This window comes from Moraxella lacunata, from assembly GCF_002027545.1.
In the GTDB taxonomy this organism is placed as follows: domain Bacteria; phylum Pseudomonadota; class Gammaproteobacteria; order Pseudomonadales; family Moraxellaceae; genus Moraxella; species Moraxella lacunata.
In genome coordinates this window covers 79,388-102,845 of sequence record NZ_MXAN01000004.1, presented here as the reverse complement: position 1 = coordinate 102,845, position 23,458 = coordinate 79,388, and the positions used below count along the sequence as shown (strand labels likewise).

Here is a 23,458-nt window from a genome sequence, read left to right as displayed (position 1 = left end):
AGGGCATGTTGAACATTGATAACAGTTTATTGAATTTGATAAAAATTTGATGATTTAACCAATTTTTTCATGAAAAAAGGCTAAATCTTGTCTTTCTTAGCCAAAAACTTGTCTGATAGAATGGCTAATCAGCCTGCGTTTTTCATGCAAAAATGGTTAGTTTATTTCTAAGATGTGTATAAATTGTAAATAGTGTTATAAAAGTTTAGCACGCCCTATATCAAGTGTATTAATCAAGTGTCAAGTAAACTGTTTTTCTCTTTCTATTTATATAGGTGATAATTTTTTTTATCCATCTATAAAATTGCCAGAATGGTCTTTTTACCTCTCTCCAAATCTTTTTATGCAAATTTTGATTGATTTTTTCACGCTCAATTCTAAGTGCGTTTTCAAATCTGTTTCGACGATCTTGTTCTAGTTGACTTAAAATAATAGTTTGATCAGCCTGTCTGTCACTTTGTATGCATAGACAGGGGTTTAATTGATATGGATGATACTTGCCATGCTGCATGTAATGTTCAAATACAATGTGGTCGACAGCAATAATGCCGTTACATTTAGCATAATCTTTATGAAAGTCCACAAGATTGATAGCGGCATTTTTGGACAATATATATCCTGCACACCCAAGATGAATATCAATAAGAGGGATTAAAAACCTGTCTTTCACAGAAATCTTAGTGCCTTTTGATAAAATGATTTTGTCAAACAACTCTATTTTAATAATGTGGCAATCTTTGGGAATCCAGTCGGTATTATTTAGAAATGACTGGCTTGAATTGGCTAAGTATACATCATCCTCAAAGATTCCAATATACTCCAAATCATCATCAATGGCTTTTTGCCATAAACTAACATGACTAAATAAGCATGCCAACTCTCCTTTGGTTAGATTGGCATTGGTGATATCTAGCCCAAATTTAGTCGCTAACTCATCAATTTGGTCTGGTGTAACAGCATCAAAAAATTCAAAATTAATCTCTTTTTGTCCAAATTCTTGTATAATATGTAGACGTCTTTCTTGTGCATTGGCAAGGCTGATGACATAATTTTTAAGCATGGCGTTGGCGAATGAGAAAATTTATGGTATATTGCCTAATTTCCATCATTTTGTCAAGTTACATTGGAAATCACATGAAAATTTTACATGTTTTGTTGACTCGTATGCCCATTCCTCCTGTTAAATATGGCGGGACAGAGCGGGTATTGTGGGCATTATATCAAGGACAAAAAGAGCTTGGACATGACGTTAAATTTTTAACCAAATACGACAATAAACACCCTGACGCTATTTTATATAATCCCAATCAATCCCTAGAAAGCCAAATAGAAGGCTGGGCGGATATTATTCATTTTCATTTTTTGTATCGGGGCGAATTAAAAACACCTTTTGTTTGTACCACACACAATCAACAAATCACGCCTGCCACTTTTCCAAAAAACACCATTTTTTTGGGCGAATTACATGCCAAACGTAGTGGCGGAAGTGCATATGTTTATAATGGATTGTATTGGGCGGATTATGGCAAGCCTAATTTAAATAAACCAAAATCCAAATATGTGCATTTTTTGGCAAATGCCAAATACAAAGACAAAAATTTAAAAGACAGTATCGCCATCGCTCGCCATGCCAATACACCACTTCATGCCATCGGTAGCAAACGCTATTCATTAAAGTACAAAAAGGGCAAGTATGAACCATACTTTTATTGGGGGAGTGATTTGACTTTTTATGGAATGTTAGGTGGTGAACAAAAAAATCAAGTGATAAAAAACTCATCGGCATTATTATTCCCTGTGTTAAATTATGAAGCCTTTGGGCTTGCCATGATTGAAAGTTTGTATTTGGGTTGTCCTGTGATTGGTAGTCATTGCGGTTCTGTGCCAGAATTGATTATCTCTGATGTGGGTATTAGCACCCAAAGCAAAAACGAAATGATAAATGCCATAAAAAATATCGAAGTCTTTAATCGCAAAACCTGCCATGAATATGCCCAAGAGACATTTAACCATCTTGTCATGAGTAAAAAATATTTGCAATATTATGACATGGTACTAAATGGTCAAAACTTGCATGATAAAGAACCGAGTGTGAATGAATATTTACCCACTGACTTTTATTTGACGGACTGATGATGAAAATATTGCACGTTTTATTGACTTGTTTACCCATTCCGCCCAATGATTATGGCGGTACAGAGAGAGTATTATGGGCATTATATCAAGGACAAAAAGAGCTTGGGCATGATGTTAGGTTTTTAACCAAATACGACAATAAAAATCCCGATGGTTTGATATATGACGAAAATAAATCACTGGAGAGTCAAATAGAAGGCTGGGCAGATATTATTCATTTTCATTTTCCCTATGATGGCGAGATAAATACGCCATTTGTATGTACCGAACATAGCAATAGCGATGTTGAAAAAGAATTTAATATTAATACCATTTATTTATCGTCCAAACACGCCGAGAATTACAATGCTAGTTGTTATGTGCATAATGGGCTGTATTGGGCGGATTATGGCGAGCCAAATTTGGACAATCCACAAAATTATGTACATTATTTGGCAAAGGCGACATGGCGAATCAAAAACGTACAAGGAGCGATAAAAATCGCCCAAAATGCCAATATGCCCATGCACATTTTGGGTGGTAAGCGTTTTAATCTAAAACGCAACCCGTATTTTTATTTGTCATCGGATTTGACTTTTCATGGTATGGTGGGTGGCAAGGCGAAAAATGACCTTGTGAAAAATTCAAAAGGGCTGATTTTTCCTGTGTTGTGGCATGAACCGTTTGGTCTTGCCATGATTGAAAGTTTGTATTTGGGTTGCCCCGTATTTGCCACGCCATTTGGAGCAATGCCTGATATCGTCAGCGATGATGTGGGAGTGTTGTCAGACAGTTATGCAGTGCTGACCGAAGCGGTCAAAGACGTTGATAAATTTGACAGACGGGCGTGTCATGAGCGAGCCAAAACGCATTTTAGTCATTTGTCCATGTCAAAGGCGTATGTGGAGTGCTATGAAAGGGTGTTGGCAGGCGAGAATTTAAACGCACAACGTCCAAAATCCAAGGCGAATATCAAAGGGCGGTTGGCGATGGTGGATTAGCAAAAAGGCACTTTCATATAAAAAAACCGTTTGCCAAAACTTCTATATAAGCGTTTGAAAAATTTATGAATTTTTGTGCTTAGGGTGTCATTTGGTTGATAGATAAAGGTGTTATTTTTGCGTTCTTGCTCTAACTGACTGACAAGATGTGTATCAGAATCAGGTTGCTTGCATAGGGCAGGGTTTAGTTGATAAACCGTGCCTTGTGTTAAAAATGCCCCAAATAACACATGGTCAATCGCATAGCGTTCTTGTTCATCTAACTGGCGGATAAAGTCAAGGAGTTTGGTCGCTCCTAAACGGTGTAAAACATAGCCACAAGCCCCAACGTGGGTGCTTTTTAGGGGGTGTAATGTTCTGCCTTGATGATAAATGGCGGGTTTGCTCAAATGTACCAACTCATGCCATGTTTCTAGTTTGATGATATCAAAAGGGAAGCTCAACCAGTCATCTTTTAAGAAGGCAATGGCATTTTCGCCCAAATACACGTCATCTTCAAAAATGGCGACATACTCCAAGTCATCATCTATCATTTTTTGCCATAAACAGACATGGCTTAAAAAACACGCTTTTTCGCCCAATGATAAGCGTTGATTATTTACCAAAGGAATGTTTAATTGTGTGGAAATATGCTCTATGTCGTTTGGTGTAACTGCATCAAAAAATTCAAAATGAATGTTCTGTTTGCCAAATTCTGTCTTGATATGCTCTCGGCGGTCGGTAGCGGTACTTAGGCTGATGACGTAGTTTTTCATGATTTGTCCTTGTTCATCTGCCATAGCATGATGTATTTATCCAGTGTATATCCCAAAGACGCTACCGCCAAGATATAGCCATACGCTCCGCCCATAAAGTCGGCACGGATGACATGCTCACGCACAAACGAAAACCACGAGCGAACAAGCAGTCCTGCCATGCTCACGGTTTTGCCTTTGGTGTGTTTTTCTTTTGCCCAGTCGTGGCTGTATCGGATATTTTTTACCAAAAAATGATGCAGATTGTCGTTGGTGATGTGGGGCAAATAGCCCTTTAATACCACGCTTGGCACGCCTTGTTGGTCAAGCGATTCATGCACTTCTAAGTCTGAATATTTAAACTGCGTGCGAGCATAGAGCCGAGCAAGCTTATCGGTGTACCATGAGCGTGGCTGAACTTCCACGCCACAAAAGGTATTGACCCGAGCAATGGCAAAGACCTTATCTGTCTGCACGGGTTGTCTTAATATATCAGCAATAGACTGCCTTAATTCTTGGTCAAGGCGTTCATCAGCGTCCAGCACCAGCACATAATCGCTTGTAGCATAAGACTGGGCAAGTTGGCGTTGTTTGCCAAAGCCTTGCCAGTCGGTATTGGTGTGCCATTTTGCTCCAAAAGATTCGGCAATCTTGCGGGTATCATCGGTGCTACCGCTATCCAAAATGATAATCTCATCTACCAAATCATGCACGGTATCAAGGCACGCTTTTAGGTGCTTGGATTCGTTTTTGCAAATCATGACAAGCGACAGCGTGCTTTTTTTGTTGGTCAAATCAATGGGCGTGAGATTTTTGGCAAATTCTACCGATTTTAAAAACGCTTGTTCGGCTTGGTTGTGGGTCAAATCGTACAAAATGGCGTATTTGTTAAAGGTGTATTGGGTAAACATCAGCGAATAAATCAACCCATACCTGCCCTGCAAAAAACGCCCGTCCACAAAATACTGTTTAAAAAACGCCCAAAACGGGTTTAAAATTACCTTACTAAATTTGCCTTTTTTGCCCTGTCTGTGCCTATCGTCCGCCCATGCTTTGGCGTATTCTAGACGTTTGGTGAGCCAAAATAGGGGCGTGTCTGCCGTGTGATGTCGCATAAAGCCGTCAAGCGTGGCAGTGCTTGCCCCATTTAGCACGACCGATTCATGCACTAAGTTATTGTCATAGTTATATTTTTTTGGATACAGTCGCCAATGAGCCTTAACCGCCCATAGCCTGTTATCAATCTCATGCCCAAAAATACAGTCTATGCGTTTGATCCCATATACCGTATCATTGGGTGGATTTTTAATGACCGCCAAAATGCTCTGTTTTAGCTCATCGGTAATCTCTTCATCAGCATCTAGTGCCAATATCCACTCGCCTGTGGCGTGGGATTGGGCGAGCTGTCTTTGTCTGCCAAAGCCTTGCCAGTCGGTATTGACGTGCCATTTTGCCCCATATTGTTCGGCAATTTCTCGGCTGTTGTCGGTGCTACCGCTATCTAAGATGATAATCTCGTCCGCCAAGCCGTCTAGAGCAGGCAAGCTGATTGCCAAATTTTTGGCTTCATTTTTGACAATCATGACGACTGATAGGGGGTATTGACTCATTGCCAAGCATCCTTAATCCATTCACTTGGCAAAACATGGCGATACCATTTACCGCCCCCACCTGTGATAGCATCTGGTGGATTAATCTCACCATGAAAGATGATGATTTTTGCCCCAACTGGTTTTTTGGGTGGCACAAAATACGCCATGGGGAGTTTTTGTAGGCAGTGATATTTAAAACTGACGCACCATGAACTGTCCCAATATTCTAAATGATGGTATTTACGCAGATAATTGGACAAAAACGCCTGTTCGTGGCGAACTTCTTCCCTGATTTGTTCAAAATTTTGTTCAAAATAACTAAGCAGGTTTGGATAAGTATTTTGCCCCACTTTAAAGCGATATACCGAGCTGTTACCGACCATTCGCCACGGTTTTTTCCAATCACGGATAATCATCACGCTGTCATCATGCTCCGCTTTGTGCGTAAAAAAGCAGTCAATATTATCCACGATAACAATATCAATATCCAAAAATAACGCCGTGCCTTTTAAATCATACAATTCTGGTTTAAAGGTGGTGAGCTTTTTCCAGCCACGTTCGGGCAGGTTGGCAGGTAGGTTAAGCTCAGGAATGGGATAGCATTTGACATTATCATCAATGCCTGCACTGTCGTCCGTCAAGCACACCATTTGAAAATCAAGGGTCAAATGGCGTTTTACCATATGATACAGGCGATTGACGTATTCGGCACCGTATTTGGTTCCCCATTTCATACAAATCACATAGCGGTTGTCAGTCATGGATTTTCCTTGTTTTTGTCTATTTTATAAGATTTTATTTGGGCGTGCAAATCGTCAAAAGGCAACAGGTAGGGATTTTCGCCAAAAGGCGTGGTTTTAAACCGCCGATAGCCCCACATATAATGAGCAAAATGCTCATTTATCATCATCTGCATACTATTATTCAGAGCGGTGGTGGCGATGATGTCGTTTTTGTCGTACAAATTTGGGTCGGTCAAATCATAACAAAATATCTCAAATCCTTCCTTGCCCTTGATACACGCCAAGCCAACCAACGCACAGCCTGTTTTTTGAGTAAGTTTGGTGGTGAGCGTGCCTGTCATGGTGGGAATGCCAAAAAACGGCACGATTTCTCCGCCATTTTTATCAGGGACATGGTCGGGCAAAATCACAGTAAATCCGCCTGATTTTAAGGTTTTAAAAATCGCCTTAACGCCTGTACTGTCGGTGGGGACAAGCGTGGCGGAGAGTCGTTCACGACCGCTTAGGATAAATCGGTCAAGGCTAGGATTGCCAGACGGCTTGTACATAATCGTCAAATCGCCAAAACCGCACAGCCAGGCGTTCATCATCTCCCAAGTACCGATGTGTGGCACCACCAAAATCAGCCCCTTGGGATTGGCAAAACCACGCTCCAAAATCTCACGATGATGTACCGTTTTGATTTGGGCGATAGACCATTCTGGGGACATTGCCCAGCTTTTGGCACTGTCTAGGGTGCTGATAAGCTGATTTTGCAGGGCGGTAAAGGCAAGCCTGTCTCGCTCGTCCTTATCCATAAAAGGGTGGACTAGCATAAGATTGGTGCAAATACTGCGATAAATGCTGGCATTTGACCATTTGGCAAGATAAGACGCAAAACGAGCCAATGCCCCCAAAAAGGACATTGGCACGAATTTGATAAGATTAAGCATAAATCACAAGTCTATGATTATTCAGCTTTTTCTTTTTCACGCACACGAATGCCAAGCTCACGCAGTTGCTTATTATCCACGCCAGCAGGGGCTTCGGTGAGCGGACATTCTGCCGTTTTGGTCTTAGGAAAGGCAATAACGTCCCGAATAGAGCTTGCCCCTGTCATGAGCATGACCAAACGGTCAAGACCAAACGCCAATCCGCCATGCGGTGGAGCACCATATTTTAGGGCGTTGAGCAGGAAGCTAAATTTCTCTTCGGCTTCGGCTTCATCAATGCCCAGTGCTTCAAAGACTGCCTTTTGCATATCTAGGGTATTGATACGCAATGAACCCCCGCCAATCTCAGTGCCGTTTAGCACCATGTCATAAGCGATAGATAGGGCGGTCTCTGGGCTGTTTTTCATCTCTTCTACCGTGCCTTTTGGGCGGGTAAATGGGTGATGAACTGATGTCCATTTACCGTCATCGGTCTCTTCAAACATGGGAAAATCCACAACCCATAGTGGAGCCCATTCTGATGTAAGCAGGTTTAAATCATGACCAATTTTGACACGCAACGCACCCATGGCATCATTGACCACTTTGGCTTTGTCAGCACCGAAGAAAATGATGTCGCCATTTTCGGCACCTGTACGGCGGATAAGCTCGACAAGCACGTCATCAGTCATATTTTTGATGATGGGCGATTGTAGTCCGCTTTCTTTATCCACGCCGTTGTTGATGTTGGCGATGTCGTTTACCTTGATGTACGCCAAGCCTTTTGCCCCATAAATGCCGACAAATTTGGTGTAGTCGTCAATCTGTTTACGGCTGATTTCACCGCCTTTTGGAATGCGTAGGGCAACCACACGACCTTTGGGGTCTGCCGCAGGGGCGGAGAATACTTTAAACTCCACGTTTTGCATGATGTCCGCCACGTCCACGAGCTTCAATGGAATACGCAAATCAGGCTTGTCGGACGCATAATCACGCATGGCTTCCGAGTACGGCATACGCTCAAATTTGTCAAATTTTACGCCCAAAAGTTCGTCAAAGAGCTTAACAGTCATGCCTTCCATTAAGTCCATGATGTCGTTGTCATCAAGGAACGATGTCTCAATGTCAATTTGGGTAAATTCAGGCTGACGGTCAGCACGCAAGTCTTCATCACGAAAGCACTTGGCAATTTGATAATAACGGTCAATACCGCCCACCATAAGAAGCTGTTTGAATAGCTGTGGCGACTGTGGCAGGGCATAGAACTCGCCATTAGACACACGGCTTGGTACAAGGTAATCCCTTGCCCCTTCTGGGGTGGCACGAGTTAGGATAGGCGTTTCAACGTCCAAAAAGCCATGCTCGTCTAGGTAGTTGCGGATAAGGCTTGTAACCTTTGAGCGAAAACGCAAGCGGTCAAGCATTTCAGGACGGCGAATGTCAAGGAAACGGTATTTTAGGCGTAGCTCTTCTGAGACGTTGTTAAAATCATCGTTTAGTGGGAATGGTGGCGTTTCGCTCGTGGCAAGGGTTTCAATCTCTTTGGCAAGAAGTTCGATTTGACCGCTTTTCATGTTGGGGTTTTGGGTGCCTTCGTATCTGGCACGCACACGTCCTGTGATTTTTAGGATAAATTCAGAACGTGCCTTATCAGCGGTGGCAAAGGCTTCTGGCGTGTCGGGGTCAATGACGACTTGCAACAGTCCGTCTCGGTCTCTCATGTCCAAAAAAATCACGCCCCCGTGGTCTCTACGGCGGTGTACCCAGCCGACAATGGTAATGGTTTGGTCAATGTAGCTTTCGGTAACACTACCGCAATATTCTGTGCGAATTGCCATAAATTTGCCTTTTTTAAAGTTGCTTTAATTTTGAAAAAGTTGAAACCTGCTATTATGCCTTTAAAATGCAATTTGGGCAAGTTTTTTTGTAAAAATTTGTCAAAAGGACATGACGGGGCAAGTTGCCCTTTTGGGTATTTTTGGGGCTGGCTTTTGGACAAAAATTGGCACGTTTGGGGTGATTTTGTGTTACAATTAATCTTTTTAACTGATTTTTGATGATTGACTGCTGTCAAGTTTTGCCCACAAATTATCCAACCCAAAAAGGAGCGTGATGGACACCCTAAATATTTTGTACCTTGTCTCGGCGGTGCTAATTTTTGTCAGTATTATGACAAGCCAGTTATCGGCTCGTTTGGGCGTGCCTTTATTGTTATTCTTTTTGGGCGTGGGTGTGTTGGCAGGCGAAGAAGGGATTTTGGGGATTGAGTTTGAGCAGTATGCCCTTGCCAATTTTATCGGACAAGCTGCCCTTGCTTGTATTTTGCTTGATGGCGGACTTAGAACGTCTCTAAATTCATTTCGGGTGGGGCTAAAACCTGCTGTTACCCTTGCAACATGGGGTGTTATCGCAACTGTCTTGACACTTGGGATTTTTATTGCTTATCTTTTGGGAGTGGATTGGCGGCTGGGGCTTTTGATTGCTGCCATTGTTGGCAGTACCGATGCTGCCGCTGTTTTTAGTCTGCTTAGAAATGGTGGGGTCAAACTCAATGACCGAGTGCAAGCGACGCTTGAACTTGAATCAGGGGCGAACGACCCCTTGGCAATTTTGCTTGTTACGGTCATGATTGCCCTAAACCTTGACCCTGAAAGCCAGACAATCTGGACGATTTTGTCGCTACTTGCCACCCAAATTGGCGTGGGGCTTGTCATGGGCGTGGTGTCAGGTTTTGTATTGTCTAAATTATTGCCCAAGGTGCATCTGGCAGATGGCATGTATGCCATTTTGATAATGTCAGCAGGTATGGCAGTGTTTGGGGCAACCAACCTTTTGGGCGGTTCGGGCTTTTTGGCGGTGTATTTGGCGGGTGTGGCAATTGGTAATACCAAAGTGCGTGCTACCGAACACGTCCTTAGGGTCATGGACAGTTTTGCATGGCTGTCGCAAGCGGTGTTATTCGTGGTGTTGGGGCTACTGGTTACACCATCTAGCCTTTTGCAGGTGTGGCATTATTCTTTGATTGTGTTTTTGTTTTTGTTGTTTGTCGCTCGCCCCTTTGCGGTCATGACAAGTCTTTTGCCTTTTGGGTTTAATTGGCGTGAGATTGGTTTTATCTCGTGGGTAGGACTGCGTGGGGCGGTGCCGATTACTCTTGCTATTATTCCGATTATGATGGCAGTTCCCCAAGCCAATTTGGCATTCAACATCGCCTTTGGGCTTGTGATTTTGTCGCTACTTGCCCAAGGAGCGACCATTCCTTTTATGTCCCGAGCCTTTGGGGTGTGGGTACCAACCGATAGCGAACCAAAGGCGGAGCATGAAATTTGGGTGGGCGACCATGCCAATATTACGCTTTATGAATTTGAGGTGGGCAAGGGGGCGTTTGCCGTGGGACGACACCCTGTCAATATCTCAAGCCGTTTTAATGCCAATGATGTCAGTTTGTTTGCAGTGGTACGAAACGACCATTTGCTTGTTGTCAATGACGATACGGCATTGCGGGCGGGCGATGTGGTGTGGTATGCCATGAGTGGGGATAATGCCAGCTCTGTGGCAAAGATTTTTAATAATTCTGCCACCCAATACCAAAAAACAAGCGAGTTTTATGGCGATTGGCTACTGTCGCCCCACATCAAAATTGCCGATTTGCCATTTTTTAGTGGGGGGCAATCCTTACTCAAAACCGACCGACCCAGCACGTCCAAATCCACCAAAAAAACGCCCTTTGATTTTTTTGAAGTATTTACCCCACCTAAATCAACGCTTGGCGGGATTGATGATGAGTTGATTGAGATATTTGATAAGCACAAAAATGAGACCATTGAAGAGTATATGCTAAGCCATTTTCATGCTGAGCCTGTTAGTGGGGATAAGGTGCGACTCAATGACCATTGGAGCCTTATTGTGCGTGATGTGGACAATCGGGGCAGCCTGCGTGGCGTGGGGCTAAAAAATACGGTTAAAAAGGAATAAAGGGCTTTTAAAACACCAAACAAACCCCATTATTTTTTAAAATTTATCCAAAAAGATTAAGGTAAAATCATGCTATTTCATTCATCAAAAAAACCCACCGAATTATCCATTATTCATCTTAATAAACTCCAAGACAAACGCCAAGAGCAGCTAAAAGACGCTCTAAAAAACAGCCAAAAAGACGACAAAAAATGCGGTCTGTTTGGCAAATTGTGCAAAAAAGCCAAAGACAAGGCAAAAGACAAAAAAGACAAGGTGGACGATAAAAGTAAGAGCAAGAACGATAGTAAAAGTGTGTTTGTACTGGATTTTGATGGCGACATCAAAGCATCTGCGGTGGCTCATCTGCGTGAAGAGATTAGCGTGATTATCAGCTCGGCAAAAGCAGGCGATGAAGTGGTGGTGCGTTTGGAGAGTGGTGGCGGACAAGTCAATGCTTATGGTTTGGCAAGCTCGCAATTGGCTCGCCTAAAACAAGCAGGACTGACATTAACTGTCTGCGTGGACAAAATCTCGGCAAGCGGTGGCTATATGATGGCGTGTGTGGCGGACAAGATTATCGCCAGCGATTTTGCGGTCATCGGTTCGGTGGGCGTGGTCAGCCAATTTCCCAACTTTCATGAACTTCTAAAAAAGCATAACATTGGTTATGAGATGTTCACAGCAGGCGAGTACAAACGTACTGTAACCATATTTGGTGAAAATGATGATGAAGACCGTGCCAAACACCAAGCAGATATTGAACGCATTCATGAACTGTTTAAAACTTTTGTCAAAAAACACCGTCCAAAACTGGATGTGGAGAAGATTGCCACAGGTGAGATTTGGTTTGGGCAGGATGCTTTGGATTTGGGGCTGATTGATGCGATTGGTACATCTGATGGCTATGTGCTTGAACTTATCAAAGAGCATGAGGTTTTGGTGTTACACACTCGCACCAAACCAACTTTGGTAGAAAAATTGGGGCTATCTGAGCAAGTAGGCATCAAAGCAGGTGAGATGGTTGGTCATATGGTGTCATCGGTAGGCGAACAACTTGCTAAATATCAACGTCCTTAAAGAGTCTTACAAGTGATTGAATGTACACATCATTTTGCTTAAAATTTTGATAAAAATGGTGTAAAATAAGCCATTCAACTTTTTAAAAGCGGACAATGGTTGTTCGCTTTTTCATTGATTTTAACATATGATTTGGGTTATTTATGAAAAAACTGGAAGAAGCCTTTGCCAAAGCTGATAGACTTGGACGAGTTATTGCTAATAAATTTAGCAAAATCAAAGATTTAAATGACATTCGTGGTATCGGTCAGGGTAAAACTGTGCTGATTACAGGGGCAAGCTCTGGACTTGGAGCGATGATGGCTCGCAAGTTTGCTTTTTTGGGTTATGATTTGGCGATTTGTGCCAGACGGCTTGATCGCTTAAATATCCTAAAAGCAGAATTGGAAAAAGAGTTTGGTATTAAAGTCTATGTGCGTACGCTTGATGTTACGGTATATGACGATATCTTTACTGTATTTGAAGATTTTGTTACAAATGTGCAACATGATGGCGGTAAACTTGATAAAATTATTGTAAACGCAGGTGTGGGCGACAGTCGTGTCATTGGTCATGGACGATTTGCCATCAACCGTGCAACCGCTGAGATTAATTTTATCTCTGCTCTTGCCCAGTGTGAAGCTGCCATGGGGGTTTTTCGCCGTCAAAATAGCGGACATTTGGTGGTCATATCCAGCATGTCAGCGGTACGTGGTTTGCCACGCCACTTGACCACGTATGCCGCTGCCAAAGCAGGATTGGCAAGGCTTGCCGAGGGGATAAGAGCCGACACCATCAGAGAAAAATTGCCGATTACCGTGTCTACCATCTATCCTGGTTATGTGCGTACTGACCTAAATATTGGGGCAAAATACTTGCCTTTTGAAGTTGAAGAAGATGAAGGGGCGGATGTGATTGTCAAAGCCATTGAAACTAAGGTTGATGAAGCCTATGTTCCTGCATGGCCATGGCTACCGATTGGATTGGGCATGAAATATTTGCCATTGAGACTCATGACAAAATTCTTGTGATTAAAATTTTGTGATTGAAAGCATTGCAATTTATCTCAAAGCAGGGTAATATGATGGGGTTCTTATTCATCAACAGACCAAACAGGAGTATTTATGAGCAGTCAAATTAGCTTAGATGGTAATGCCGTTGAAGTGGCAGGCGATTTTGCCAAAGTGGGTGAGATAATTGCTGATTTTGCCTTAGTTGGCAATGATTTGGCACAGGTTAAACTGTCTGATTTTGCAGGCAAACGCAAGATTTTGAACATTTTTCCAAGCATTGATACGGGCGTTTGTGCCACATCTGTGCGTGTGTTCAACCAAAAAGCAAGTGAGCTTGACAATACTGTTGTGTTGTGTATCTCAGCAGATTTGCCCTTTGCCCAAGCTCGTTTTTGTGGGGCAGAAGGTATTGAAGGAGTTAAAATGCTCTCTGCGTTTAGAGATGATGACATCGCCGAAAATCTCGGAGTTGCCATGACAACAGGACCATTGGCAGGACTAACCGCTCGTGCGGTCATTGTGCTAGATACCGATAACAAAGTTTTGCATAGCGAGCTTGTGCCAGAGATTAAGAGTGAGCCTGATTATGATAAGGCATTGGCATCTTTGGCTTGATTTACTCAGTTTGCTCAAAAAATAGCCCAAATATGGGCTATTTTTTTAATGGTTTAAAATTTATTTAACATAATCCAATTTTTATCTGGTTATTATCTGTGATAAACATCAAGTTCGTTAAATAAGTTCGTTAAATAAGTTCGTTAAATGGGATTTTCTAAGCGGACAATCCAAGCCATTACCAAATAAAAACGCCCCAAATTTATTGGAGCGTTTTTTGTACCAAAAATGTCATATTATTGCTTATGACATGGTTTGTACACCTTCTAGGATTTTGTCGGCGTGGTCGATTAGTGCTTGTGGCATACGCTCACCCAATTTGTCAAACAACTCTTTGTGGCTTTGGATTTCTTTGACCCACTCATCTTTGTTTTGACGGGTAACGGTTTCAAAGTCTTCTTTGGTAAAGTCAGAATGCGTCCAATTTAGGTCTTTATAAGTCGGCACAAGACCAATCGGTGTGGCATGAGCATTGGCATTGCCTTCACAGCGGTTGATGATCCATTCTAGCACACGCATATTTTGTCCGAAACCCGGCCATACGAAGTCGCCATTTTCATCACGGCGGAACCAGTTAACCTTAAAGATTTTTGGCAGTTGCGTGCCATGTTCTTTAGTTAATTTTTCTAGTTTTTCGCCCATTTCTAGCCAGTTAGTGAAGTAGTCTGCCATGTTGTAGCCAGCAAATGGGAGCATAGCAAATGGGTCTCTGCGGACAACGCCCTGCTGACCAACTGCGGCAGCGGTGGTTTCAGAACCCATCGTGGCGGCTTTATATACGCCATCAATCCAATCGGGGGATTCAGAGATGAGTGGCACGGTGTCGGCACGGCGACCGCCAAAGATAAAGGCAGAGATTGGCACACCTTCGGGATTTTCCCAGTTGGGGTCAATCGATGGGCATTGGCTTGCCGATACGGTAAAGCGGGCATTGGGGTGCGAGGCTTTCTCGGTGCCGTCATGCTTTTTGCCTTTCCAGTTGATGAGATTGTCTGGTACTTCTTTGGTTTTGCCTTCCCACCATGCTTCGCCATCTTCGGTCATGGCAACGTTGGTATAGATGACATCATGCGATAGCGATGCCATGCAGTTGGAGTTGGTTTTGGTGTTGGTGCCAGGGGCGACACCAAAGAAACCTGCTTCGGGGTTGATGGCGTATAGTTTGCCGTCCGCCGATGGTTTAATCCAAGCAATGTCATCGCCCACGGTTTCGACTTTCCAGCCTTCATAGCCTGCTGGTGGGATAAGCATGGCGAAGTTGGTTTTGCCACAGGCGGATGGGAAGGCAGCTGCCACATAGTGCTTTTTGCCTTCGGGGTTCGTTACGCCTAGGATAAGCATGTGCTCGGCAAGCCAACCTTGTTCACGACCCATGACAGATGCAATGCGTAGGGCTAGGCATTTTTTACCAAGCAGGGCGTTACCGCCATAGCCTGAACCAAATGACCATATTTCACGAGTTTCTGGGTAGTGAACAATATACTTATCATCGTTGCATGGCCATGCCACATCTTTTTCATCATCTGCCAATGGCTTGCCAACAGAATGCACACACGGAACAAATTCACCATCTGTGCCCAGCACCTCGTAAACTGCCTTGCCCATGCGAGCCATTTTACGCATACTGACAACCACATAAGGACTGTCGGTCAGCTCTATACCAATGTGGGCAATATGGCTGCCCAAAGGGCCCATACTAAATGGCACAACATACATGGTACGCCCCGCCATGCAACCGTCAAATTTGTCATTTAAGATGGCACGCATCTCATTTGGGTCTTTCCAGTTATTTGTTGCTCCTGCGTCAATCTGTTTTTCGCTACAAATAAAAGTGCGGTCTTCAACACGAGCCACATCTGATGGGTCAGAAAATGCCAAATAAGAATCAGGATGTTTCTCTTCATTCAGTTTGACCATTGTGCCATTATCAATCATGAGTTGGATTAGGCGATCATACTCTTCTTGTGAACCATCACACCACTCAATGCGAGCAGGTTTGGTCAGTTTGGCAATCTTAGCAACCCAATCAATGATGGCTTGATGGCGAACAAAATCAGGAGTGTTTAGAGTGGTTGTGGTCATAAAAATCTCGCTTGATAAAAGTGGGTTTATGGTGAGTTATTTATCAGTAGAATTAAAAAAATACGCTATTAAACCATATTTTCTTATGAATTGTAATATTTATTTTTTTAAAAAATGAATGTATTTTCAAAAAAAATGAACATATCTGAATATGTTCATTTTAGGTTAAGTACTGATATATTAAAGTCAAGAGACTATCTTAAAAAGAAAAAAGCCCATATTGTAACGATGGCAATGGATATGAAGTTTAGGATAAGACCAACTTGCATCATCTCTTTTTGTTTGATGTATCCTGTGCCCATGACGATGGCATTTGGTGGTGTGGCAACAGGTAACATAAACGCACAAGAAGCGCCGATGCCAATGACCATGATAAGTGCCTCAGGGGGAAGACCAAGCTGTACGCCAATCGGAGCAAATAGTGGCACAAGTAAGGCGGCAGAGGCGGTATTTGAGGTGAATTCGGTCAAGAAGATAATGAATGCAGTGATTGCCAAAATAACTACAAATATCGGTGCAACCGATAAGGCATTGGCGATTTGCTCGCCAAGCAAGGCAGAGGCACCCGAGTCTTTCATGATATTAGATAGAGCGATACCGCCACCAAAGAGCATGAGTACGCCCCAGTCGGTATTATCAGACACTTGTTTCCAGCTGACCAAACCGCAGGCAAGCACCGCAACCGCTGCTGATAGAGCGATGATGGTATCGGGGGATTTAAAGGCGAACATCTCACCGAGTTGTTTGCCAAAAATCCATGATAGGGCAGTAGCCACAAAGACAACGATGGTTAAAATCCGTGATGGTGTCCATGGAATGACCTCATCGGTCATGACCACATTCTGTTTTAGGTTGGGTTTTAAAAAGACGTACATCGCCCCAAGCAGTATCGGAAGCATGACAAGCATCATCGGTACACCAAATTTCATCCATTCTATAAAACTAAGCTCCAATGCTTTGGCAGCAATACCGTTTGGTGGTGAACCAATCATCGTGCCCAATCCGCCGATACTGGCACAATAGGCGATACCTAGTAGGACAAACAAAAAGGTAGAACGGTCTTTTTCTTTGTCAATCTGCCCCAAAAGTCCCAATGCCAATGGCAACATCATGGCGGCAGTTGCGGTGTTGCTAATCCACATGGACAAAATGGCGGTGGCAAAAAAGATGTAAAACACCGCCAAGCCCAGCTTGCCCCCTGCCAGTTTAACCAAGCCAAAAGCGATTTTGCGGTCAAGTTTTTGCACATGCAACGTGGCAGCAAGGGCAAAACCGCCAAAGAATACAAAGATGATGGGGTCGGCAAAACTTGCCAAGGCTTTTTTGGTGTCAAACTCAGGCACGCCAACCAGCACCGCAAGAATCGGCACTAAGATGGCAGTGGCGGTGACGTGAATGGCTTCGGTCAGCCATAATGTGCCGATAAAGACAAGTATCGCCAAGCCTTTATTGACGTCGGTGCCAAACGGCATGACTTGATATAATATGATGGAGACGATGGCGGCGACGGCAAAAATAATCATGCCCTTGATGGCGTCTTTGGTGATGACACCTGATGGCGTTTCGTCGTTACTGTCACCCATAAAGTCGGTGTCTAAGGTAAGCTCGGAGACGTGTTCGTCGTTGTGGGGTTTTTTAGAGTCAGTCATGATTTTCCTTTTTCATCAAATACATGTCATCGCTTGAAAATCAGTCATTGAAAGGTCAATTAGTGAGCATGCATAAAAATGCCAATATCAACACATCATGACTGATGGTTCCTTGTGGTGTCATGTGCGTTGGTATTGGCGTGTTTGACTGTACCATGCCAAATATTGATAAAATGGCACGTTTACATAAATTTAAGCTATGATAACAGAATTGTAATCGTTTGAAAATAGTTTGTTGGTTTTGTTTTTAAAATGAATCGTACCCAACTTACTTGGTAAATCCGTTCTTGGTAAGTCCGTTTGTAACAAAAATACTTACAATAAAGACAGTGGGCTTGACAAAATCTACTTGCTTGATAAGAAGTGATTGGGTAAAATGGGATTTTATTTGTCTAAAATTATCCAAGAAAATTACCTGAGAATGACATGTCCCAAGCCAGTGATACCCCATCTTTGATGACTTTTAAAGAAGCCTACGACATCTTAAAGCACAACGCAGACTCGCTAGAACAAAGTCAGACACTAGACATTGACAACCTAGTGAGCGTGGTAGAGCAGTCCATTGATGCTTATAAAGTCTGCCAAGAACGCATTAACGCCGTAGAGCAGGCATTAAAACATGCCTTTGATGAGACCGCCCTAAAAAACTAACCCATTGATAAGTTTATGACTGATTTTAACCAACACAAAGACAAGGACAACCCGTCCTTAAAAACTTTTTTTGAACCCAAAACCTTGACCGAGCTTGGTGTGTATGGACGGACTTTGACGGTGTCTGTCAATTATGAAGCATGTCAATTTGAAAAAACAGGCGTGCTTGCTTTTGTCAGAAAAATCCCCCTGCTAAAGGGGCTAACCCCGTTTCGCTCGCCAACGCTTGACATGGACATCGATTTGTCCTGCGTGATGCTAGATGGCTCACATCAGGTGTTGGACAAGATTTGGTATGGCAATGTGCGAAGTGCTGATGAGAGCGTGCGTCATGTTGGGTCGCTGGCAGGGGCAGGTCACTTTGAAGAGACGCTCATGCCACAGGAGTTAATAAGTGTTAAGCTAAATGAGTTGCCCAGTGCGGCACAGCGGTTGGTGTTTGTCATGTCAAGCCATCACAAGCATCCGCTTTTCCAAGCCAAAAAAGGCATCACAAAAATCAGTGATGACGACAGCATCATTCACGCCTATGAGCTGGCAACAATCACCGCAGGTGAGCACGGTGTTGTGGCGTGGGTCGTTGAACGTGATGGCGATGATTTTAGAATATCCGCCCCACAAAAAGTTTTGGGCACGTCATTTAATCCTGCCAAACTGGCTGATGAGTTGGATAAACTGGCAAGTGGGTTTTGATGCGTTATGGCATGTAGCATGTAGGGTGTGCCAGATAAGCACGCCTTGATGATGTTATTTGGCGTTGTTTATAAGGTGCTTTTGCAACTGGCCATGCAGTAAACACAACGCCTTGGCATGGAGCAAACTGCAATTTGCCCCATCATGCCGATTATTTTAATACCGTCACAGGGTCAATGTACACGCCATTTTTGGCGATACGAAATTCTAATAAGGTTGCCCCGTTTTGTTGTTGCTTCATTTTGGCGATGAGGTCGCCCACACCGATGCTCTGCCCTTTGCGGACACTCACATCTTTGACATGCAGATAGCTACTGACAAAGCCATCAGAGTGTGAGATGGTGATAATACCCCCTGTGTTAGTGTTGTCAGCATGCACGACTGTGCCTGAGCGAGTGGCACGCACGATGTCGTTATTACTGCCCGTAAACCACATGCCTTCGGCTTTGGTGTTAATGCCGTTAATGTTGCTAATCTCGCCAAAGTGACGAACGATTTTGTTGTTTCTGCCCACAGGATAGTCAAATTTCATGACACCAACATTGCCGACCATGGGATTTTTGACCGTGATGACCCTAGGCGTGGTTGCTGTGGCGGGTGTTTGGGTGATGGTGGTGGTTGTGCCAGCTTGGGCGGGATTTGATGTGTGCCATAGGGTCAGCCACTGCCCCACACGGATGGTGTGATTGCTGTCTAGGCGGTTGATGCGACTGACTTCACGCCAATTAAGACCGTAGCGAGTGGCGATTTTTGAGACGGTGTCGCCACGTTGGACTTGATAGCGTTGGGGTACACCTTGTCTGGCAGGACTGCTGACGGGGGGCGTGATGGTGGTTTGGGCGTTATTTTGTTGGTAGGTGGGTTTGTTGGCACAGGCAGATAGTGCCAGTCCCAGCGTGATGACCACTCCCAATGACATGTTAGAAAATCCACTTTTCCCAGTTAAGGCATGAGATGGGGTGTTGGTACAATAAGATGATTCAATCATGGTTGTTCCCATTATCAAGTATCTGGTAAAATAGTTGTCAAGCATCAAAGCCACTGACGGTAATAATATGCTCATCAGCAAGGCGATAGGCGACAAGTTTACCGCCCCACACACAGCCCCCATCTAAGGCACGGACGTGTTGGGTGGCAATCTTTGCTTGTAATGCTGCCCAATGCCCGAACAAAATCTTGCGTTTGCGTGCCACTTCCCAATCAAACCAAGGACGATAGCCCAAAGGCATGGTGTCGCCAAGACTTTCTTTAAAAGAAAATTCAAGCGTGCCGTGTTTGTCGCACAGTCGCATGCGTGTCAAGTAGTTGGCAATCAGTCGCAGGCGAGTGTGTCCTGTCAGCTCATCCGACCAAGGCTCGGTGGCTTTACTGTATAAATTGGGCAACAGCTTATCAAGCTCATCCAAATCACCAGCAAAGGCTTGTTCTAGTTCTTTGGCATAACCCTTGGCATCTTTGACTTTCCAATGGGGCGGTATGCCCGCATGAGTCAGTACCGTTTTGTCATTGGGGTATACCAAAAACGGCTGATGACGTAGCCAATCCAACAACTCATCACAGTCGGGAGCGACAAATATCAGTGCGGTGTTGTCCTTGGGTTTGATGGGTAAAACGCCACGCCATGTGGCAATCAGCGTAATGTCATGATTGCCAAGCACCGTGGTTAATGCCCCAATGTCGGACAAACGTTTGACTTGTCTTAGGGTGTCTAGTGAGTTCTCCCCACGAGCCACGATGTCGCCACATAGCCAAATCTTGTCTTGGGTTTCATCAAAATCCAAAGCAACAAGCAAACGGTTAAAAGCATTAAAACAGCCCTGCAAGTCGCCAATGACGTACTCATGGCGATAAGTTTTTTGTAAATTTTGGGTCATGGTATTTTATTATATCAATCTTTGTGTGTTTTTTCAAAGGCAACATCAGACAGTCGCACAAAATCTGCCACACTCAGCGTTTCGGGGCGGGCTTGGGGGTTGATACTCGCCTTGGCAAAATCATCATCGTCCAATATCGGCAACATGTTCACACTTTTAAAAATCGCTCGCAAAGTTTTGCGTCTGTGGTTAAAGGTCTCACGCACGACATCGGCAAAGAGTTTCTCATCTTGGGCTTGCAAGGGCTTGACCTTAAAAGGCGTTAGGCGAAACACGGCAGACGTTACCTTTGGCGGGGGGTTAAACGCCCCATTTGGCACGGTCAAAAGATAATCAGTGGTGCAATGATACTGCATGATGACAGACAGTCGCCCGTAGGCTTTGGTATTTGGCTCGGCGGTGATGCGATCCACCACTTCTTTTTGAAGCATAAAGTGCATGTCGGTGATGACATCGCTAAATTCTAACAAGCGAAATAAAATGGGTGTTGAGATGTTATAGGGTAGGTTGCCCACCACACGAAACGCCCCACGCCCCACCTGCTCGGCAAGCGTGCGATAGTCAATGTGCATGGCGTTGTCATTGATGATGGTAAAATCAGGATGGCTGTTCGCCCCGATGTTGATTTTTAGACCATTTGCCAAATCACGGTCAAGCTCGATGACTGTCATGCCATCCACTTCTGCCAATAGTGGTTCGGTCAATGCCCCAAGCCCCGGCCCGATTTCTAGTAAGTTATCGGTGCGAGATAAGCGAACGCTATCAACGATTTGGCGGATGATGTTTGTGTCGTGTAAAAAGTTTTGCCCAAAGCGTTTTCTGGGGGCATGGTTAAATTCTTTTGGCGTGCGAATGGTCATGATGCGTTTGTCTTAAAATTTAGCCAATTATAACACCCTTTGCCAAAAAATAAAAATTGGACGAACTGACCAGTCATTTTTATGACGGTAAGCTCGCCCAAAGATGGGTTGAACTAACTTTTAAAACAAAGTCTTTACAACCAAACAATAATTGGCAAACGCTAATTACTGCGTAGGGTTGATGATTTCAGGGGTAACTGAGACGATGTTGTTTAGTTTCCATACAGGAACAACTTCGCCTGCAGCTTCGTCATTGACTGCCGTTTGGCTGATGTTTAGTACATAACGGTTGCCTTCTTCAAAGGTAAATCCTTCGATATTGCCACTTAGTACATTGTAGTTACGCTCGTGGGTGCGACGGTATTGTAGGCATTCACTGGCAACGGCATTGCCTGCGGTGTCGGTCAGCTGACAAGTGGCTTTGCGTGGGGCGATTTCAATATCAAAACTTGGAATATTAACCACTTTAACGGCTTTGACTTCGCCTTCAACGGTTTTAACACGAGTATTGTCAAGCTGAGTGCCAGCACAACCAGTTAGTGTTAAAGCAATAATAGATGATAGTGCGATGATTTTTTTCATGGGACATCCTTTGGGTGTTTGTGATAAAATGATTTAGCAAGGCAAAGACAAAATGAGTAGATAAGCCATTGCCTGCAAATTTATTGTAGACCTTTTTTATTGCTACATCCTTTTTAAAATGTAATAAAAAGTAATAAAGCGTTGATTTTGCCTTATATTTAGACAGTTTTTTCACAAAAAATGAACATGTAATGAGTTTAATTTGGGATATATTGTATTTTGATTTGTATTTTAAAAAATAAAAGCATGGGATGGCTTTGTCTCAATCTTGATTTGTGCTAAGTTTTAGGCTGTATATTGCTTCTTTGGTTTGCATATCGGTGTTTTTTTACAAAAAATAGCAATCGCTTAACAAGATAAGCCCATAAATTTGTTATAATAGTCAGCCTTTGCTTGCCAAACTATTTTTGTAGACATTGACTTTTGTAGCATTGACAGTTAATAGACTTCTTTCCAAACCCCGATTTTTGTGGATTTTTAAAAACTTCAACCCCAATACTTATAAAGGTTTATTAAAGGTTTATTTTTAGTTTGGAAAGAGATTTAATGGATTTGTTTGTTTTGGGGCGTGTCAAATTTTCATCTTATTTTATAAAATGTTATCAATGGTAGGCACGCCCTAATAAAAACATCATCAATGGCAGGCGTGTTTTATTCATTTTATCCATAATACCATCAACCAAGAGAGTAATCATGCGTTTATTTAACATCACTACCTTAACCTTGACCGCTCTAATCGGCATGCAGGCATCTGCCCACTCAACCACGGCGTCTTATTATGCTGATAAATTTAATGGTCGCAAAACTGCCAATGGCGAAGTATTTAGCAATAATGGCATGACCTGTGCATCTAACCGCTACAAACTTGGGACGTATGTGGAAGTTACCAATGCCAAAACGGGCAAATCCATCACTTGTAAAGTCAATGACCGCATTGGTAAAGCAGGGCGTATTGACCTAACCAAAAACGCCTTTAAACAGCTTGCTCCGTTGTCGGTTGGTTTGGTAAAAGTGCAAGTAAAACCTGTGGACAAAGATGCCAAAAACACCAAGCAAGATAAGGCTGGCGATGTGATGCTAGCCAAAGACAGCCTTGCCAAAGATAAATTGGCACAAGATGAGCAAAAGACAAGCGAAAATAATCAAGATGGCACGATTAATTTGGCACTTGAACAAGACAAGTGATTGATAAGACAAGCGATTAAATCATCTTTAAAGACCACAAAAATCCGTCATTGGGCATAATGACGGATTTTTTGTTTTGGTGCTAACTGCCAATATAATTTACTTCATTCTCAACTTAAAATAGCAACTTGTTGATTTTTCAATA

21 protein-coding genes are annotated in these 23,458 nt (G+C 43.3%); 9 read left to right on the top strand and 12 right to left on the bottom strand.

Features of this window, described 5'->3' with window-relative positions; genetic code table 11:
• Positions 1-229 precede the first annotated feature (229 nt).
• A complete protein-coding gene (locus B5J94_RS00825; RefSeq protein ID WP_062498014.1) occupies positions 230-1,060 on the bottom strand; it encodes a glycosyltransferase family 25 protein in 831 nt (276 codons plus the stop codon).
• Positions 1,061-1,134: 74 nt separating this feature from the next.
• On the opposite strand from B5J94_RS00825, the gene B5J94_RS00820 reads away from it, so the two are divergent.
• Together B5J94_RS00820 and B5J94_RS00815 are read left to right on the top strand one after the other, a co-directional pair.
• Positions 1,135-2,133 carry a glycosyltransferase family 4 protein gene (locus B5J94_RS00820; RefSeq protein WP_143821865.1) on the top strand — a complete coding sequence of 333 codons (999 nt, stop codon included), beginning with the start codon at positions 1,135-1,137 and terminating at the stop codon, positions 2,131-2,133.
• Between the two features lie 2 nt (positions 2,134-2,135).
• Entirely contained in the window at positions 2,136-3,116 is a 981-nt protein-coding gene (locus B5J94_RS00815) for a glycosyltransferase family 4 protein (RefSeq protein ID WP_062498010.1), read from the top strand.
• Here the strand turns inward: B5J94_RS00815 and B5J94_RS00810 are convergent.
• Genes B5J94_RS00810 through aspS form a run of 5 tightly spaced genes read right to left on the bottom strand, consistent with a single transcriptional unit; the run spans position 3,113 to position 8,934 of the window.
• Positions 3,113-3,871 carry a glycosyltransferase family 25 protein gene (locus B5J94_RS00810; protein ID WP_228144483.1) on the bottom strand — a complete coding sequence of 253 codons (759 nt, stop codon included), beginning with the start codon at positions 3,869-3,871 and terminating at the stop codon, positions 3,113-3,115. The genes B5J94_RS00815 and B5J94_RS00810 overlap by 4 nt on opposite strands.
• Positions 3,868-5,460, bottom strand: a complete 1,593-nt coding sequence (locus B5J94_RS00805) for a glycosyltransferase family 2 protein (protein ID WP_228144482.1) — start codon at positions 5,458-5,460, stop codon at positions 3,868-3,870. The genes B5J94_RS00810 and B5J94_RS00805 overlap by 4 nt, the downstream gene beginning before the upstream one ends.
• Positions 5,457-6,203: a hypothetical protein gene (locus B5J94_RS00800; protein WP_062498008.1), complete on the bottom strand. Its 747-nt coding sequence runs from the start codon at positions 6,201-6,203 to the stop codon at positions 5,457-5,459. Before B5J94_RS00800 ends, B5J94_RS00805 begins: the two co-directional genes overlap by 4 nt.
• On the bottom strand, positions 6,200-7,117 hold the full coding sequence (locus tag B5J94_RS00795; protein WP_062498007.1) for a lysophospholipid acyltransferase family protein: 918 nt from the start codon (positions 7,115-7,117) through the stop codon (positions 6,200-6,202). The genes B5J94_RS00800 and B5J94_RS00795 overlap by 4 nt, the downstream gene beginning before the upstream one ends.
• Before the next feature lie 17 nt (positions 7,118-7,134).
• Positions 7,135-8,934 (bottom strand): aspartate--tRNA ligase, encoded by a 1,800-nt coding sequence (aspS, locus tag B5J94_RS00790; protein WP_062498005.1) that lies wholly within the window; start codon positions 8,932-8,934, stop codon positions 7,135-7,137.
• Positions 8,935-9,208: 274 nt separating this feature from the next.
• Between aspS and B5J94_RS00785 the strand changes: the two genes are divergently transcribed.
• The 4 genes from B5J94_RS00785 to tpx all read left to right on the top strand — a co-directional run bounded on the left by B5J94_RS00785 (position 9,209) and on the right by tpx (position 13,737).
• Positions 9,209-11,071 carry a potassium/proton antiporter gene (locus B5J94_RS00785; RefSeq protein WP_062498003.1) on the top strand — a complete coding sequence of 621 codons (1,863 nt, stop codon included), beginning with the start codon at positions 9,209-9,211 and terminating at the stop codon, positions 11,069-11,071.
• 69 nt (positions 11,072-11,140) lie between these two features.
• Positions 11,141-12,130 (top strand): protease SohB, encoded by a 990-nt coding sequence (gene sohB, locus B5J94_RS00780; RefSeq protein ID WP_062498001.1) that lies wholly within the window; start codon positions 11,141-11,143, stop codon positions 12,128-12,130.
• Between the two features lie 143 nt (positions 12,131-12,273).
• Complete coding sequence (locus B5J94_RS00775; RefSeq protein WP_062497999.1) at positions 12,274-13,140, top strand: SDR family oxidoreductase; 867 nt, start codon at positions 12,274-12,276, stop codon at positions 13,138-13,140.
• A 93-nt stretch (positions 13,141-13,233) separates the two neighbouring features.
• A complete protein-coding gene (tpx, locus tag B5J94_RS00770) occupies positions 13,234-13,737 on the top strand; it encodes a thiol peroxidase (protein ID WP_062497997.1) in 504 nt (167 codons plus the stop codon).
• Between the two features lie 243 nt (positions 13,738-13,980).
• On the opposite strand, the gene B5J94_RS00765 is transcribed toward tpx, so the two are convergent.
• Complete coding sequence (locus B5J94_RS00765) at positions 13,981-15,819, bottom strand: phosphoenolpyruvate carboxykinase (GTP) (RefSeq protein WP_062497995.1); 1,839 nt, start codon at positions 15,817-15,819, stop codon at positions 13,981-13,983.
• A 194-nt stretch (positions 15,820-16,013) separates the two neighbouring features.
• A complete protein-coding gene (locus tag B5J94_RS00760; RefSeq protein ID WP_062497992.1) occupies positions 16,014-17,468 on the bottom strand; it encodes an SLC13 family permease in 1,455 nt (484 codons plus the stop codon).
• A gap of 426 nt (positions 17,469-17,894) precedes the next feature.
• Between B5J94_RS00760 and xseB the strand changes: the two genes are divergently transcribed.
• Both xseB and B5J94_RS00750 read left to right on the top strand, forming a co-directional pair.
• The gene (gene xseB, locus B5J94_RS00755; RefSeq protein ID WP_227514754.1) at positions 17,895-18,119 is read left to right on the top strand and encodes an exodeoxyribonuclease VII small subunit; all 225 of its coding nucleotides are present in this window, start codon (positions 17,895-17,897) and stop codon (positions 18,117-18,119) included.
• Positions 18,120-18,134: 15 nt separating this feature from the next.
• The gene (locus B5J94_RS00750; RefSeq protein WP_062497989.1) at positions 18,135-18,812 is read left to right on the top strand and encodes a TerD family protein; all 678 of its coding nucleotides are present in this window, start codon (positions 18,135-18,137) and stop codon (positions 18,810-18,812) included.
• A 151-nt stretch (positions 18,813-18,963) separates the two neighbouring features.
• Here the strand turns inward: B5J94_RS00750 and B5J94_RS00745 are convergent, their stop codons facing one another.
• From B5J94_RS00745 to B5J94_RS00730, 4 genes are all read right to left on the bottom strand, one after another.
• Positions 18,964-19,800, bottom strand: a complete 837-nt coding sequence (locus B5J94_RS00745) for a M23 family metallopeptidase (RefSeq protein ID WP_062497987.1) — start codon at positions 19,798-19,800, stop codon at positions 18,964-18,966.
• A 37-nt stretch (positions 19,801-19,837) separates the two neighbouring features.
• Complete coding sequence (locus tag B5J94_RS00740; protein ID WP_062497984.1) at positions 19,838-20,686, bottom strand: symmetrical bis(5'-nucleosyl)-tetraphosphatase; 849 nt, start codon at positions 20,684-20,686, stop codon at positions 19,838-19,840.
• Between the two features lie 14 nt (positions 20,687-20,700).
• Positions 20,701-21,546 (bottom strand): 16S rRNA (adenine(1518)-N(6)/adenine(1519)-N(6))-dimethyltransferase RsmA, encoded by an 846-nt coding sequence (gene rsmA, locus B5J94_RS00735; protein ID WP_062497982.1) that lies wholly within the window; start codon positions 21,544-21,546, stop codon positions 20,701-20,703.
• A 165-nt stretch (positions 21,547-21,711) separates the two neighbouring features.
• Positions 21,712-22,128: a DUF4377 domain-containing protein gene (locus tag B5J94_RS00730; protein WP_062497980.1), complete on the bottom strand. Its 417-nt coding sequence runs from the start codon at positions 22,126-22,128 to the stop codon at positions 21,712-21,714.
• A 693-nt stretch (positions 22,129-22,821) separates the two neighbouring features.
• On the opposite strand from B5J94_RS00730, the gene B5J94_RS00725 reads away from it, so the two are divergent.
• Entirely contained in the window at positions 22,822-23,313 is a 492-nt protein-coding gene (locus B5J94_RS00725; protein WP_065256865.1) for a septal ring lytic transglycosylase RlpA family protein, read from the top strand.
• The last annotated feature ends 145 nt before the right edge of the window (positions 23,314-23,458 follow it).